The 15,375-nt window shown below is 62.8% G+C and carries 10 protein-coding genes; 4 read left to right on the top strand and 6 right to left on the bottom strand.

From position 1 onward, the window contains the following. The first annotated feature begins 1 nt into the window (after nucleotide 1). From Q0X62_RS08330 to Q0X62_RS08320, 3 genes are all read left to right on the top strand, one after another. Nucleotides 2-460, top strand: a complete 459-nt coding sequence (locus tag Q0X62_RS08330) for a hypothetical protein (RefSeq protein ID WP_297733963.1) — start codon at nucleotides 2-4, stop codon at nucleotides 458-460. Nucleotides 461-567: 107 nt separating this feature from the next. Continuing rightward, on the top strand, nucleotides 568-1,773 hold the full coding sequence (locus tag Q0X62_RS08325; protein ID WP_297733960.1) for a hypothetical protein: 1,206 nt from the start codon (nucleotides 568-570) through the stop codon (nucleotides 1,771-1,773). Between the two features lie 249 nt (nucleotides 1,774-2,022). Continuing rightward, nucleotides 2,023-2,652 (top strand): outer membrane beta-barrel protein, encoded by a 630-nt coding sequence (locus tag Q0X62_RS08320; protein ID WP_297733957.1) that lies wholly within the window; start codon nucleotides 2,023-2,025, stop codon nucleotides 2,650-2,652. An 11-nt stretch (nucleotides 2,653-2,663) separates the two neighbouring features. Here the strand turns inward: Q0X62_RS08320 and Q0X62_RS08315 are convergent, their stop codons facing one another. From Q0X62_RS08315 to Q0X62_RS08300, 4 genes are all read right to left on the bottom strand, one after another. After that, the gene (locus Q0X62_RS08315; RefSeq protein WP_297733954.1) at nucleotides 2,664-3,371 is read right to left on the bottom strand and encodes a LytTR family DNA-binding domain-containing protein; all 708 of its coding nucleotides are present in this window, start codon (nucleotides 3,369-3,371) and stop codon (nucleotides 2,664-2,666) included. Next, nucleotides 3,368-5,047, bottom strand: coding sequence for a histidine kinase (locus Q0X62_RS08310; protein WP_297733950.1), 1,680 nt, complete (start codon nucleotides 5,045-5,047; stop codon nucleotides 3,368-3,370). Before Q0X62_RS08310 ends, Q0X62_RS08315 begins: the two co-directional genes overlap by 4 nt. A gap of 88 nt (nucleotides 5,048-5,135) precedes the next feature. Next, the gene (locus tag Q0X62_RS08305) at nucleotides 5,136-8,738 is read right to left on the bottom strand and encodes a M1 family aminopeptidase (RefSeq protein WP_297733948.1); all 3,603 of its coding nucleotides are present in this window, start codon (nucleotides 8,736-8,738) and stop codon (nucleotides 5,136-5,138) included. A 28-nt stretch (nucleotides 8,739-8,766) separates the two neighbouring features. Next, the gene (locus Q0X62_RS08300) at nucleotides 8,767-9,654 is read right to left on the bottom strand and encodes an ABC transporter ATP-binding protein (protein WP_297733945.1); all 888 of its coding nucleotides are present in this window, start codon (nucleotides 9,652-9,654) and stop codon (nucleotides 8,767-8,769) included. A 196-nt stretch (nucleotides 9,655-9,850) separates the two neighbouring features. On the opposite strand from Q0X62_RS08300, the gene Q0X62_RS08295 reads away from it, so the two are divergent. Then, complete coding sequence (locus Q0X62_RS08295) at nucleotides 9,851-11,674, top strand: ATP-binding cassette domain-containing protein (RefSeq protein WP_297733943.1); 1,824 nt, start codon at nucleotides 9,851-9,853, stop codon at nucleotides 11,672-11,674. Nucleotides 11,675-11,677: 3 nt separating this feature from the next. Here Q0X62_RS08295 and Q0X62_RS08290 read toward each other — a convergent pair whose 3' ends face one another. Next, on the bottom strand, nucleotides 11,678-12,577 hold the full coding sequence (locus Q0X62_RS08290; RefSeq protein WP_297733940.1) for an MBL fold metallo-hydrolase: 900 nt from the start codon (nucleotides 12,575-12,577) through the stop codon (nucleotides 11,678-11,680). A gap of 68 nt (nucleotides 12,578-12,645) precedes the next feature. After that, nucleotides 12,646-15,309: a M14 family metallopeptidase gene (locus Q0X62_RS08285; protein ID WP_297733937.1), complete on the bottom strand. Its 2,664-nt coding sequence runs from the start codon at nucleotides 15,307-15,309 to the stop codon at nucleotides 12,646-12,648. Nucleotides 15,310-15,375: the final 66 nt, after the last annotated feature.

The following is a 15,375-nucleotide window of genomic DNA, read 5'->3' as shown; positions in this document are numbered from 1 at the left end:
GATGAACCGGTTGCGTATCACGGCAAGTTATCTGGCCGCCGTCCTGGTCGGAACGTTTCTCGTCAGCCTGGCCAATACGCATATCGATCTGCAGGCGCTGGTCGCAATCGGGGCCGACATTCCGCTGGCTGTCCGCCTCGACGCCCTTGGCCGTGATCTCGCCGGTTTCGGCCCGACGCTGGCCGCGCTGACCGGCATCGGATTTGCCATCGCCTTTCCGGTCGCCGGCCTTGTTTCCCGGGCATTGGGACCCGGCTGGCGCTCTATCGGATATTTTCTGGCGGGCGCCGTCGCCATCATCGTGATGATTTCGGCGATCACGATTTACTATCGCACCGCCCTCGGCTCGCTGATCACACCGGTCGCCTCAAGCCGGGAAATCAGTGGTTTGCTGATGCTGTCGATCGGCGGCGGCCTGTCCGGGCTTCTGTTCGCGCGTCTCAAACCGGCCGCACATTAACCGTGGCATTCCGCATTCTATTCAATTGAATTTCGAATTCGGTCGGGTTGGCAGACCGATCCTTAAATCGCCCCTGTCTAGCCTGCAGGTCACGAGAAGGGGTGCTGATGACACGTATTCGCGAAACCGTCCGGTCCGATCTGCGCAATATCGTCAAGGGCGGTGCGACCTCGCGTATCCTCGACCTGCACTCGATCGCTGGGCGCTACGGCGAATTCGACGCCCATGCCGACGCCCCCTTCTTTCTCAATTCCCGGCTCAACCGCTGCTTCATCGTCAAACATACCGTGCGGGCGCATGAGCGGCCCTATGTGATGTCGAGCCAGCCCGTGGTGACCAAGGTGCTTGTGCCGCTTGCCCATGATGATCTCGCGCTGGGCGGCCACGCCGTTTTCGTCGAGGAAATCGGCTTTGCCAACAAGATGCGCTCGCTGTTCGAGAGCAAGGAAGAGCCCCATCTGATGGATCTCGACATGATCCGCCTTCGTGAACTGGCCGCCCTGCCTTCCTTCGACCCTTTCCTGCTGGCCGAGCGGTTCCGCGATCATGTCCGCCCCATTGATGAATGCTACTTCAACATAACCGATGCCGAGGTGGAGCGGATGGAGCAATCCGTCGCCAAGCAGATTGTCTCAGTGGTAGCCTTGGCGTTCGGGACGACTGATGCCGGCCGAGATGACGAGCGTGCGATGCGCTTTACGCGCCAGCTCCTCTCCGGCGATCTGGACGGCCGCATGCAGGCTTTGCGCAAGTCGCTCGACATGACCGAAATCGAGTTCAAGACCGGCATCTTCGGCTGGAAAGGCATTCTCTATTATCGCTGGAGCATGGGCGAAGCACTTGATGCGCTGAAATCCTTCATCACCCAGCTCAAGGCCGTAACCATCGTCGGAGCCTCGGATCACGAGTATAACGAGCTTCAGCACATGCGCCGCTCCATAATCGAGGAAACCCGGCATCGCTGGAAAAGCCTGACCTCGGTGATGGATGAATATGAGCTCGTCTTCGGTCGCTTCTGTCGCGGCGAGGACGCCAACGGCTTCCGCAACTTCCTGCTGAAAGCCCCGAGTCTCTTCTACGACGTGGGAAGCGACCTCTCCGTTGTCAGTCATATCCCGGGCTATTGGACCTATTGGTCCAAGCAGAATTCCAAGGGTTTCCTGCAAGCGCGCGAGGCGGTGATGCTGTTCTCTGACTTCATCGCCAGCGTAACCCGGGTTTCGCCCGGCAGCGAAAGCCGCCTGGACGATGCTCGCCGGCGCACACATTCACCCATCCCTCACCCGGTCGTCCAGACGTTCAGCGCCGCCTGACCAATCCCACGCCCGTTCACGACCCGTCTGACAATGCGCCGCGCGCCCCGACCCGTCGAAAGATGACGGTCGACATGCGAGACCCGGACCTGCCCGGATCGAGCCATTCCCGTCCGCTGCCGAGCCGTTCGCGAACCGCCCCCTGCCGCGCCACGTCATCCTGCCCTAGGCCAAAGCTCTGACGAGCCGAGCCAGCCGCGACCTGTGCTGGACGGCTGAGTGTTCATGGTCCAACACAGGATGACGACAATGAAGTACGCAACCCTCATCGCCGCCACGGCCACCCTCTCCTTCAGTGCGATCGCCCATGCCCAGGAGGAAACCTATGTCTCCGGCCAGTTCGGCCTGCGCGCGGTCGAGGAAACTGACGCCAGCTCCGGTAGCGTCGATATTGAAAGCGAGTTGGGCAATGCCGCCTACTACGCCATCGCCGTCGGCCGCCGCTATGACGGCATGCGCTTCGAGATCGAGCTGGCGCGCCGCGGCGGCGAGATCAATAATTTCTCGATCGCCGGCACTGACCAGGCAGTGAGCGGGGAAGGGCTGGCCGCGACCAGCCTGATGGCCAATGCTTTTGTCGACTTCAATACCGACGGTCGGGTCTCGCCCTATCTCGGTGGCGGGCTGGGTCTGGCCCGGGTGACGGCCGATTATGCGGGCGCGGGTGGAACGGTTTCCGGGGACGCCTCCGCCCTCTCATTCCAGCTGATCGGAGGCGCAAGCATCCAGATCTCCGAGCGCGTCGAACTGTTCTCGGATCTGCGATACATGCGCGTGATGGAAACCGATCACGCGCTGACGGCCCCGCTCGGCTCGTCAGACGTATCCTTCCAGTATGACGGATACACGCTCGGGGCCGGCGTCCGCGTTTCCTTCTGACACCCGCCGATCTACTGGAAGAGCGCGCGCACCTGGCCGATGAGGGATCGGCTGACGGGCGCGCGCTCACCCGTTTTCAGGATCAGCTCGTGACGATTGCCGGGAAAGGACTCCAGGCGTTCCACGCCATCGAGCCTCACGATCCAGGACTTGTGCACCCGCATGAAATTGTCCGGCATCAAGGCGGCGAGCTTGCCGATCGACTTGTCATGCAGCTTCACGCGGCCATCACCCAGCACCACCTCGGCGTATTTGTCAGCGCCACGGACCAGGCTGACCTCGTCCAGCGACACCCGTTCGATGCGACGCCCATTGCGAAAGCTCAGATAGCGCGCCTTCTCTGATCGTGTTTCCGCCTTGCCGCGAAAGCGTTCAATGGCCAGCGCAATCCGCTCGGCCTCGAAGGGCTTGGTGACGAAATCCAGAACGCCATGATCAAAGGCCCGTGCGGCCTGGTCGGCATAGGCCGACACGATAATGGTATGGGCGGAATGGCTGGTCATGCGATCCAGAATCGAGAACCCGTCCTCGCCATGCAGATTGAGATCGAGCATGACCAGGCCGAAATCGCCGGTCTGCAATTGATCGACGGCCGCCTCGACACCATCGACCCGTTCGATCCGCCCGGCCCCCTCGCCCAGCGCGGCCCGACAATGGCGTTCGACCCGGCGGGCGACGATGGGCTCGTCCTCCACGATCAGAATATTGACCCGGCTCATTCACCCACTCCGGCGATATGGATCCGACTGACCCAGTCCTCCCCGTCCGGCGCCGCCTCGAAAGACCAGCGCCCGGGCGCGAACTCCTCCAACCGCGCCTCGATGTAGCGCGTGCCCGAACCCGAGCCGAGCGCAGATGCGGCGCGCGCGCCGAGGACGGGTACGCGCAGCAAGTAAGTGGTCCCGGACCCATTCGCTTTGGCGGTCAAGGACAGGGTCACGCGCTGGCCATCATAGCGATTATGGCTGATGGCATTCTCGATCAGCGTATGGAACAGGCCCGGCGGACATTCCGCCGTCTCCTCCAACCCCTCCGTCTCCAGGGTCAGCTGCGCCTCGAGCCGCAAGGCCATCATTTTCAGATGACTGTGGCACAGGGCCAGTTCCTCACGCAGGGTCACACGCGTCTGCTCGATCATGCTGGCCAGGGACCGGAACTCCTCGGACAGGGCCCGAATGAAATCCCGGGCGGCAGCCGCATCCGTCTCCTGCAATTCCAACGCGACGGTGAGGCTGTTCATGATGAAGTGCGGCTGGATATTGCGCTTCACCAAGGCCGCCTGCAGGCGCGAGGCTCGCAGCTCGGCCCGCCGAATTTTGATCTCACCCAACACGACATCGACGATCATGCTTACCGAGATCAGGGCAACGAGCAGGGCGAGGAATATCCGCAATTGCTCGCCGAACACGAGGATCGCCGCGAGGCAGATCAGCGATGCCGCGGCATAAATCGGGGCCTGACGCGGCCGACGCGACCAGGCTGACAGGCTCATTGCGCCGGCCAGAAGTGCCAGAAGCAGGAAAGCCTGCTGATCACTCTCCATGCCGCCGAAGGGCCAGGGCAGGAGCGCGACCACAAGGCAAAGCCCCGCGAGGACGGCCCAGAGCCGAGGACGACCGAGCATCAGACGCCGATGGATGATGGCGGCGGCAAGCGTATAAATCGCCATGCTGGCGAGAGTGAGAAGGATGACCGCGGCGAAAGGCGGCAGGAGCGGCACGGCGAAGGCGCGGCCGTCGGTATCCAGCAGGAAGATCACGATCGCCCCGGCGCAAAGGCCGACCACCATGATCAGCTCGATTCGGCGCGTGCCCCAGATCCAGATCCCGGCCGCGGTGAAGAGGAGGAAGCCTGCCAATAGCGCCGCCGCACCGTCCATCGCATCCCGTCGCCGATCTGCCCGCGCGACGGTCGCCGCCTCATCAAGTTCGAAGCGCAGAAAGGCCGCATCACCATCTGCCACGCTGGCGCCGTCGATCCGAAACGCCAGGACATGCCGCCCCTCGGTCAGCAGGCTCGCAGGCACACCGATATGGGTCAGCTCCGGCCGTTGCGCATCGCCCGGTTCGCCCGGGCGGCCACTCCCCCCGATTGCCCGCCCGTCCAGAAAGACCTCATAGGCCGCATTGGACCGGATGGAGAGTAGGGGGCTGTCCAGAGCGGGAGCGCCGAGGCGGGCGCGAATCCAGAACAGTCCATCCTGGGCGCCGGAATAGTGTGCCAGAGATTGCCAGTCACTGGTGTCGAGATCAGCGGCGCTCCAGCCCGGATCATCCCCGGCCTGCCACACAATGAGCGTCTCGTCCGACTGTGCCGTCGCTCCCGCCGCGGCGAGCAGGATGGCCGGGCCCAGCACGAGCAAAAGCAGGAAGCGGGGCATGATGATGTTTGGCATGGCTCCTCACGGGCTGCCAGCACAGGCCTTGATGAAAAAGGCCGACCCAGCGGGGCCGGCCTTCTCCCGATCCGGTTGAAAGACCGGTCTACTCGATCGTGACTGGCATCAGATTATCATCCGAATTGCGGTCGATCAGCTTGTTGTAAGGATCGATGCCGACATAGAGCGGCTCTTCATCGACAATCAGTTCGATGCGCATCGTGGTCTCGTTGATGCGGTGCTTGTCCATGTAGAGCACGTGATCATTGCCCTCATAGGCATCATCGAGATTTTCCGTGAAGACACCGATATCGATCATGTAATCAATGTCCTCCTCGGTCTGCTCACCGGCGCCATCGGCCTCGTATTTGTGAGCTTCGACCTCCAGAACGACATCCCAGCGACCATCTTCGCGTTCACTTGCCGTGGCCGAGGTCACATTGAGATCAAAGAGAACGATGCGCTCGAAGAAGTCGTGGATGATGGCCTCATGCTCGGGACCGGCCTCCTCGCGCAGGATACGCAGGAAATCCAGCGTTGTCGCATAAGGATCGGACGAGTAGGCCCGCTCGTCGATCAGGCGTTGCATGGTCCGGTTGACGGTCTCTTCACCGACATAGTCCTGCAGCGCATACATGATCACCGAGCCCTTGCGGTAATGGATGTATTGCTGGTTTTCGACCCGGTAGAGCGGCTGCTCCTCGATCGCTTCGGATCCCCGGCCCGACAGATAGCTGTCGAGCTCGAACTTCAGGAAGCGACGCATGTGATCCTCGCCATATTCCTGGCGCATGATCATCAGGGCCGAATACTGGGCGAAGGTCTCGATCAGCATCGTGCCACCCTGGACATTCGCGGACATGACCTGATGCGCCCACCACTGGTGCGCCGCTTCGTGAGCGGTCACGTAGTAGACATAATCAATGTCCTGCGGGTCCGAGAGATCGGCGATGAAGCCAATCCCTTCCGAATACGGGATCGTATTCGGGAAGGACTGGGCGAAAGTCGCATAGGCCGGGAATTCCAGGATGCGGTACTGGCGATACTGATAGGGCGAGAGGTGTTCGGAGAAATATCCGATCGAGTCCTCGCTGGCCTCCAGCATGCGTTCGACATTCCAAGCGTGATCGGGATGGTAGAAGACCTGGTAGAGAATACCGTCAGTCTCCCGCTCCGCCACTTCATATTCCGCCGAAAGCCAAGAGTAGAAGTTCAGGATCGGGCGATCCATGACGTATTCGAAACAGGCACGCGCCTGGCCGTTCTCACCCGTCTCTTCCCAGCTCCGCTCCAGATAACCCGGGGCGATCGCGGTCTGATCCGCCGACGTGCAGACTTCCGAACGGAAGGTCACATAGTCGGAATTGGTGATCCCGTTCTCATACCAATGGGTTTCATCCTCGAGCGGGAAAGCCCGTTCGATCGGCTCCAGGCCTTCGCGACGGCGTTGCTGCCGGTCGGTCAGGCGCCAATTGCCGTTAAAGCCGATGATCGGCATGGACTGACCATTATTGAAGAAGGTGCCGTTGTGATTGACGGTGGTCACATTCCCCGAATTGCGGAAGCCCGGATTGGCGTTCTCGACCGCAAAGTCGAAGCGCCGGGTTTCACCGGGTTCGAGCGGCGTGCCGAGATCGAATGAATAGAGGTAGAAACCCTCATCTGACGAGGCCAGCTCGCCGCCTTCAATCTCCTGCGAGAGTATGGTCGTGCCCTGGCCGTAGGAGATCCACAGCGTATCGATCGCCGTGTCTTCCTTGTTCTCCAGCACATAATGACCGCTCGCCGTATAGCGACGCTCACCGGGATAGATGTCGACATCATAGGCGGTCTCGACAATCGTCGGCTGCGGCACGTCCTGCAGGTGCAGATACTGACGCTCATACTCCGCCGCCAACCCCCGGGCATCCGGCCCGGAAATATAGGTGTTGAGGATGTTCGTGTTGTAGAAAATCCAGCCACCCGTGCCGCCAGCGCCGACAATGGCAATAATGGCGACAAGTCCGGTGGCGGGCGAATAGCCTGACACCATTCGACCGACGCGCTGGAAGATCGGGCTCAGGGCGCCCCGGCTCCACAGCTGATAGGCCAGGACCATCAGCAAGAGGGCCCAGAAGCTCCAATAAGCGGTGAACCAGAGCGAAATGCCGAGGAAATGGCCATATCCGTTCATGTCGGAGTAAGGCGCGCCCGGCAGGGCACCGAACTGGTAGAGATTATGGTCAAACCCGATCTGGCTCATCACCAGCGTCGCGATGAAATAAACCAGCATCGCCGCCATGCCGAGCCAGCGATTGTTCAGCACGACCTGGAAGAAAATCGCCAGGGCTGACAACAGGACGGACGGGATGATGAGCTCCATCACACCGCGTATGGCGTACTGGCCGATTTCCAGACCCGTATAGCCCATGGCCAGCTGCGACAGCATGCCGGCCACGACAGCGACCACGGCCAGTGAAGTAATCACCACCGCCATCGACACGAATTTCGCGGTGATGAAGACCCAGCTTTCCGTCGGCGTGGAGTCGGTAATTTCGTTGAAACCGAAACGGCGCTCGCGCCACATCAGTTCGGCTGCGTAATAGATCACGATCACGATCGGGATGATCGAATAGGCCCCGTTGATCGTGTTCATGATCACGCGCGTGACCGGGAAATTGTCGGTCCCGTAAATGCCATTGGCAAGGAAGAAGCCCGGGATCGTGTTGAACAGGCCGAGGGCCAGAATGATCCAGAAGGCGATATTGAGCACGACGCCCTTCACTTCGAAGCCGACCCGCGCCGCAAATTGCTGGCGCGATGCCGAGCCGCCCAGATTGGGCGTGGCCCGCGGCAGCTCGATATCCGTGATGGCATGGCTTGCACCCTTGGCAGCCACGGCCGACTTGCGCTTGGCGCCTCCACCGGCATTGCCGCGACGGAAGCGGAAAGTCACGAGATTGACGATCAATAATGCGAGACCAATCCCGATCCACATCAGGCGATTGGCCAGCAGCGTGCCTTCGAACGGTACCACCTGGCTGTTCTGTTCGAACGCCGTCCAGTAACGCGTCGCCTCACCGAATGTGTTGAAGCCGAAGGGGTCAATCAGAGCGAGGGTCTCGCGCAGGGTCGGTTCCTGACCGGCAATGGCTGAACCAACAAAATACAATACAAGCAGACCAACAAATCCGGCCCAGACCAGCATGGTCGAGCGCGTGAAATTGGCGACCGTGAACAGGATTGTCCCGACCACCCACATATTCACCAGGCCGAAGGCCAGATAGACATAGACGAACCAGTCCAGCCGCGTCGGGCCGATCAATTCCTGGTCCAGCCAGGGCATGACCGAGCCGATCAGGAAGGCCAGCGGGACGCTGGCGAAGCACAGCGCCGTTGCCAGAAAACCGCCAATGAAACGGCCAAGGACAAAGTCGAACTCCTTGATCGGACGCGAGAAGAAGAGCTCCTCGGTCTTGAAACTCCGATCCCGGATCACGCCGGAGGACAGGAAGGCCACCGGGATCAGGCCGCCGAAGAGCGAAAAGATCAGGACATTGATGGTGAGGGCGTTGGGCGAGTTGATATTGGTCGCGCCACCGCCACCGACCTGGATATTGTCGATCGTGACCCCGCCATAGACGAGGAGGAAGAAGATCGCGAAAACCGCGATGAAAACGGGAGAGAAAAGCTGGTAGCGGATCTCGAACCCGGCGATCTTGGAGAGCATGATGTGCTCCTTTCAGCTGGGTTGAGACTTACGCGGCCGCCGCGTCGGACTGGCCGCCGCGGATGGTCGAGAAATACACATCTTCCAGATCCGGCGTCGCCGCGGCGAAATCATCGCCCGGCTGGCTGTCGGCCAGCACGCGGATCATCACCTGACCCATGGTCAGGCGTTCGGAGATGACATTGTGGCGGGTGCGCAGTTCGGCGAGATCGGACTTGGCGGCGGTCTTGGACCACACCTTGCCCTCAAGCGCCTTGACCAGATCGGCCGGAACGCCCTGGGCGACAATCTTGCCCTGGTTCATGATCGCCATTTTCGGGCAGAGGTCGGCGACGTCCTCGACGATATGGGTCGACAGGATGACCACGACATTCTCGCCGATTTCCGAGAGGAGATTGTGGAAACGGTTGCGCTCTTCCGGGTCGAGACCAGCGGTCGGCTCGTCGACGATGATCAGCTGCGGATCACCCAGGAGAGCCTGGGCGATACCGAAGCGCTGGCGCATGCCGCCGGAATAGGAGGCGACGGACTTCTTGGCATGCTGGGAGAGATTGGTCTGTTCCAGCAGGGCTTCGACGACCTGTTTGCGCTCCTTGGCATTGGTCAGACCCTTGAGGACGGCGAGATGGTCGAGCATGGCCCGCGCCGACATGCGCGGATAGACGCCGAAATCCTGCGGCAGATAGCCCAGCGTGGCGCGCAGCGCCTTGGGATCCTTGACGATATCGATCTCATCAAAAGTCGCCGTACCGCTGTCCGGCGCCTGCAGGGTCGCCAGCGTGCGCATCAGCGTCGACTTGCCGGCGCCGTTCGGGCCCAAGAGGCCGAACATGCCTTTGGGTATGTCCAGCGTGACCCCGTCCATGGCGCGCACGCCATTGCCATAAGTCTTGGTGAGATTATTGATCGTCAGCATATGTGTCCCTCGCCCGCTCGCGCCGGCGTCCCTCTGAAATCGCTTTGGACCAAGCCTAGGCCTCGCCCGATTATGGCGCAAATGAGGCTTTGTTCAGGATTGGCGCTAGAGGGACGCTGAGAGCGGATTGTCCCCCCTAGCGAAATCCTGCCGGAAACGGGTGACCGGCGAGCCGCGGACTAGTATGCGATGGCTCATGGCTCCACCGCTTCTCACGCTTCAGAACATCCACCTCACCTTCGGGGTCACACCGCTGCTCGCGGGGGCCGAATTGCAGGTCGAGGAAGGCGAACGCCTGTGCCTTGTCGGGCGAAATGGATCGGGCAAATCGACCTTGCTCAAGGTCGCCGCCGGTCAGGTTGAGGCGGATGAGGGCGACCGTTTCGTCCACCCCAGCGCCACCGTCCGCTATCTGGAACAGGATCCGGATCTGACTGGTCACGCCACCTTGCGCGAGTATGTGATGGCCGGGCTGGCGCCAGGCGATGCGGATTATCGCGCCGACTATCTGCTGGAAAAGCTGGGCCTGACCGGTGAGGAGATACCCGGCGAAGTGTCCGGCGGGGAAGCGCGCCGCGCGGCGCTGGTCCGCGCCCTGGCACCGGATCCGGACATCCTGCTGCTCGACGAGCCGACCAACCATCTCGACCTGCCGGCGATCGAGTGGCTGGAGGAGGAGCTGCGTCATTGCCGCTCCGCCCTCGTCCTGATCAGCCACGACCGCCGCTTCCTGGAAAACCTGACCCGCAAGACCGTCTGGCTCGATCGTGGCCAGACCCGGCAGCTGGACAAGGGTTTCGGTGCCTTCGAGGCCTGGCGCGACACGGTGCTGGAGCAGGAACAGGACGAGCTGCACAAGCTCGACCGCAAGATCGTCCGCGAGGAAGACTGGCTGCGCTATGGCGTCACCGCCCGGCGCAAGCGCAATGTCCGCCGCCTGGGCGAGCTCAACGCGCTCAAGCAACAACGCCGCGATCATCGCGGACCGCAAGGTACAGTGAAGCTGGAAAGCACCGAGGCCGACGCCTCCGGCAAGCTGGTGGCCGAGGCGAAATCGGTCTCGCTGAGCTATGGCGACCGGGCCATCGTCAAGGATTTCTCGACCAAGATTGCCCGCCATGCCCGCATCGGCCTGGTCGGTCCCAATGGCGCCGGCAAGACGACGCTCCTGAACATCCTGACCGGCCAGCTGGCCCCGGATGAGGGCTCGGTCCGGCTCGGCACCAAGCTTGAAATTGCCTCGCTCGACCAAAAGCGCCTGGCTCTCAAGGATGACTGGACCCTGTCGGAAGCACTCACCCAAGGCTCGGGCAACCAGGTCGAAGTCGCCGGCAAGACCAAGCATGTCATGGCCTATATGAAGGACTTCCTCTTCCCGCCGGAACAGGCCAACACGCCGGTCCATGTTCTCTCGGGCGGTGAGCGGGCCCGGGTCATGCTGGCCCGTGCCCTGGCCCTGCCGTCCAATCTCCTCGTGCTCGACGAACCGACCAATGATCTCGACCTGGAGACGCTCGATCTCCTGCAGGGCCTGATCTCGGACTATGCCGGCACGGTCTTCCTGGTCTCCCACGACCGGGACTTTCTCGACCGCTGCTGCACGTCCGTCATCGTCTCGGAAGGCGATGGCATCTGGCAGGAATATGCCGGTGGTTATGGCGATATGGTCACCCAACGCGGCGCCGGCGTCAGCGCGCTCGACAAGACGGGCGGCAAGGCCTCAGGCGGCAAGGCCGGGTCAAAGGCGGCAGCCCAAGCCGCCCAGTCCAAGCCGGACCGCAAGCGCATGGCCAACAAGGATCGCTACGCCCTCAAACTCCTGCCCGGCGAGATCGACGCGCTGAGCGAGGAGATCGCCCGACTGGAAACCGAAATGGCCGATCCGGCCCTGTTCGCCGATAGCGCCCGCTTCACAAAGGTTTCCGAACGCCTCGGCGCTGCCATGCAGGAGCGGGCCGACAAGGAAGACCGCTGGCTGGAACTGGAAGCCCTGCGCGAAGAGATTGAGGGCGAGGGCTAGGCGCTAGCGCTGCGGCGGATTGGCCAGGACGAAGCCGATCCAGCGCTCTTCCGAGACAAAGCGGGGGCGTTCGTTCAGATGGACGAAACGCGGCCCCAAGCCGGCCTCGACGATCTCGGCCTCGCTCAGACCCTGCGCCGCCATCTGTCGGATCACTGAGACCGAGTTTCGCAGCTCGGCAGCCCAGCTCGCGAGGTCGCCCAGTGTTGCCACACGCGGCGCGGCGGGCCCGAATGTCGAATGGCCCGGGACGACGCGTGTCTCCGCCGGGAAGGTCTCGACCATCCAGTCGATATTGGCGAAATAGCCCGCCGGATCGCCGCCGCCGGCGACGTCAATGATAGGGTAGCGGTCGAGGAAGAAATGATCGCCCACGGCCAGCACACCCGCGTCCGGGAAATGGATCCAGAGATCACCTCCGGTATGGGCAGCGGCGTTCGGGAAGTTCCCGATCCGGACCGCACCGCCACCGAGCGAGATCTCACCGTCCACCGCGAGGCGCGTCATCCCCGGCTGGACGGGCAGATCGTCGAACTGATGCGCGGTCGCGATCTGGACGAGCGGACGCGGCAGGGCCGGGGCGGCGTCCATATGGTCCCGGTGGGCGTGGGTGGTGACCGCATAGAGCGTCCCCTCTCCCAGTTCGCCTGCCACCGTCTCGGAAAGCAGCTCCGCCGTGTGCTCGAGCCCCGGATCGACAACCAGCACAAAACCCTCACCGCGATAAAGCAGGGTCGAGGGATTCCCGACCGGCGTATTGGCGCGCAGGAAATCGAGATTGTCGGCCAAGGCCATTGGGGAGAAGTCCGGCGCGCCCTGGGCAGAAGCGGAAAGGGGGGAAAGAAGCGTGGCCGCCAGCAGCGCCACTGCAAGGCCGGAATACCCGGCACGCCATGTCATCATTGCAAACTCCGTCACCGGTCACGGCGCCAAGGCGCCGCGACCTGATTGAAACCGTTTGCCCGAAATCCTCAGCGCAGGGCGCGAGAGTGTGCCGGCCCGAGGAGTACCGCGTTCAGGAGCAGAAGGTCCAGCCCTTCGAGATAGGCGCGCGTTGTCGGTGATTGCGTGATGGCCACGACCTGACCGGCGCCCTGACGGGTCGACAGGACGAAAGGCTTCAGCGCCAGCTGGTCGGCATACTCCTCCCAGAGATAGCCGCCGGCGAGCAGCTCCTCACGCGCGGCAAAGCGCAGCGCGGTCGTCGCATCGCCCATCGAGACCGGGGCATAGATATCCGACCCCATCACCAGCGCCGCGGCACCATCCGTATATCCAGCCGACATCCAGGCATTGGTGTTGGCCTCAACATTGACAAGGGCCCCCGGCGAGGATTCGGGCAAGGCTCCCGCTTCCGCCTCGAGGACCTGCAACTCGCCCTCATTGGCCAGCACCGTACCATCGACGATCTCGCCGGACCCGGCAGACGCGTCGCGCGGGGCATCGGCGGCTCGCTCGCGCTGGGCCGGGATCAGGCCGGTATCGGAATCGGCCAGCCAGCGGGTGGCATCGCCCAGACCAACCAGGATGCCACCGCCGCGCACATAGGTGCGGATGGCGGCAGTCCCCGAACTGCCCAGCGCACCGGACAGGCCCGTCCAGCCCTGCTCGGGGATGATCAGCACATCGTAATTGTCCAGCTGGGCGCGGCTGACCGATCCGGTCCGGATCACCGAGACCGGAATGTCATAGCGGCGTTCGAGAACATAGCGGGTCGCACCGGCGGACGTCGGGTCCGTACCCTCGTCCCACAGCATGGCGACGCTGGGCGCGCGCAGGGTCAGGAAATTGCCGCTGCCCGGATTGGGGCCTTCATCAACCCAGCTCGACTCCATGCCCTCGAAATGCGCCCCGCTCTCGGCCGCGAGGCGGCTGATCAAGGCATCAAGATCCTCCGGTGCGCCATGGCGCGGAATGACGACAGAGCCGCGCGGGAAACGGCGATCTCCGATCCGGAAGGCCAGGTCACTGGTCCGCATCATCACGCCTTCGCGCCCGAGCGCGGCGACGAGCCGGGCCTGGCCGGCATCGGTCCAGGGAATGACATAACCCCAGTCAGCGCTGTGGTCCGTGGTCACCCGTTCAATCGGGGCTTCCGGCTCCACCGCCTCGGTCGAGATAGGCGGCGTACGACGGCAGGATGTGGCGTCGACATTGCTCATGAGCGGCAGCGACCAGGCGGTCACGTCATACAGCTCGTGTCCCAGCCCCTCGGCACGCCGCCGTTCCTGCTCGGCCATGAAATCGGCGGGCAGGTCTGTGGTCGGCACCAACAGGGTCCGGGCCAGGCGCCCGGCCGGCTGATCAAAGCGGACCAGGAAACCGCCCTCCTCAAAGCGGGCGCCACAGGCCGAGACGCCGGGTGCGACGCGGCCGACCTCAATGCCCTGCGCGGCGAGATTCCGGGCCATGCGTTCCGCGCCCCAGCGATTGCCGCTCAGGGACAGCATCATCGCCTGCGGATCAGTTGAACTGCTTGCCGCGCTGTCGCGGAAGGCGACAAAGTCTGACAGGAAGCGCTCGCGGTTTTCAGCGACGACCTGGGCTGTGGAAATGCTGGCCACGAAGTGGTGGTCCACCCCATCGCCATAGGTCAGCAGGGACCCGTCGCGGCGGCGCCATTCCAACCCGCGCGCCGAGCCCTGCTCATAGGTCATGGCCACGGCGCCCTGCAGGGTCGGCCACATATCGCCATAACCCGGATAGAAGGCGTCATAGACTTCACGCGTGAAGAAGGCATAGCCGAGGCGGTCAAACCAGTTGCCGTGATTGCGTCCGATCAGCTCCTGGGCATCGCGCTGGGATTGCACGATTTCCGGATTGAAGGGCTCGGCCGAGGGGGCAAAGAAATAGGTGCTGTCGCCGCTCATCTCGTGCGCATCCACCACGACGACCGGTCGCCAGTCGAGAATGGCCTGGGTGCGGCCACGGGTTTCCGGCTGGGTGCGGGCAAACCAGTCGCGATTGAGGTCAAACAGATAGTGGTTGTAACGTCCGCCCGGCCAGGGCTCGTCATGCTCGGCGGTGTAGCGGTCAGCGCTGGACTCCAGCCCGCGCGCGGCCCGGAAACTCTGGATGAAACGGTTGCGGCCATCGGGATTCTGGGTCGGGTCGACGACGACAATCGTGTTCTCGAAAATCGTCTCGACGATCGGGTCATCCTGCGCTGCCAGCAGGTGATAGGCCGTGCGCAAACCGGCATCTGTCGAGGAGATTTCGTTGCCGTGCACGCCGTAGGACAGCCAGACCACCGCCGGCAATTCTGCGATCAGCGAGGCGCGACTGGCCGCATCAAGGCCGCGCGGGTCGGCGAGGCTGGCAAGACCGGACTGGATCTCGTCAACACGGGCCAGCGTGTCGGGGCTCGCAATCACGGCATAGGCGAGCGGACGGCCTTCCCAGCTTCGGGCGTATTCAACCACTTCGACCCGGTCCGGCGCGGCGGCCTCAAGCGTGTAGAGATAGTCGATCGCGTCCTCGGGCGGCGTGATTTCCTCGCCAAACCCATAGCCGAAAGCCGCTCGGGAATCCGGGATGGCCGGATCATAGCGGGTCTCGAAGGGCGTCGTCTGCGCCAAGGCGCCTCCGCAAGCGGTGATGACGGCAAGGCTGGCAGCAAAAATGGCGCGGTACATGAAACCCCCCGGGCAAATTGATGGCGCAGTTAATCAGGTTTTGAGGCGCTGGCAAAAGCCCTGAAC

Source organism: uncultured Maricaulis sp. (genome assembly GCF_947259345.1).
GTDB lineage: Bacteria > Pseudomonadota > Alphaproteobacteria > Caulobacterales > Maricaulaceae > Maricaulis.
The sequence above is the reverse complement of the archived record's forward strand: the minus strand, read 5'-3'. Positions and strand labels throughout refer to the sequence as shown.

What these genes read in the sequence shown, in the direction of transcription:
- Q0X62_RS08315 (WP_297733954.1), bottom strand. Translation starts at nt 3,371, where the DNA reads ATGAGCCGGGTCAATATTCTGATCGTGGAGGACGAGCCCATCGTCGCC.
- Q0X62_RS08325 (WP_297733960.1), top strand. Translation starts at nt 568, where the DNA reads ATGACACGTATTCGCGAAACCGTCCGGTCCGATCTGCGCAATATCGTC.
- Q0X62_RS08295 (WP_297733943.1), top strand. Translation starts at nt 9,851, where the DNA reads ATGGCTCCACCGCTTCTCACGCTTCAGAACATCCACCTCACCTTCGGG.
- Q0X62_RS08300 (WP_297733945.1), bottom strand. Translation starts at nt 9,654, where the DNA reads ATGCTGACGATCAATAATCTCACCAAGACTTATGGCAATGGCGTGCGC.
- Q0X62_RS08330 (WP_297733963.1), top strand. Translation starts at nt 2, where the DNA reads ATGAACCGGTTGCGTATCACGGCAAGTTATCTGGCCGCCGTCCTGGTC.
- Q0X62_RS08285 (WP_297733937.1), bottom strand. Translation starts at nt 15,309, where the DNA reads ATGTACCGCGCCATTTTTGCTGCCAGCCTTGCCGTCATCACCGCTTGC.
- Q0X62_RS08290 (WP_297733940.1), bottom strand. Translation starts at nt 12,577, where the DNA reads ATGATGACATGGCGTGCCGGGTATTCCGGCCTTGCAGTGGCGCTGCTG.
- Q0X62_RS08320 (WP_297733957.1), top strand. Translation starts at nt 2,023, where the DNA reads ATGAAGTACGCAACCCTCATCGCCGCCACGGCCACCCTCTCCTTCAGT.
- Q0X62_RS08305 (WP_297733948.1), bottom strand. Translation starts at nt 8,738, where the DNA reads ATGCTCTCCAAGATCGCCGGGTTCGAGATCCGCTACCAGCTTTTCTCT.
- Q0X62_RS08310 (WP_297733950.1), bottom strand. Translation starts at nt 5,047, where the DNA reads ATGCCAAACATCATCATGCCCCGCTTCCTGCTTTTGCTCGTGCTGGGC.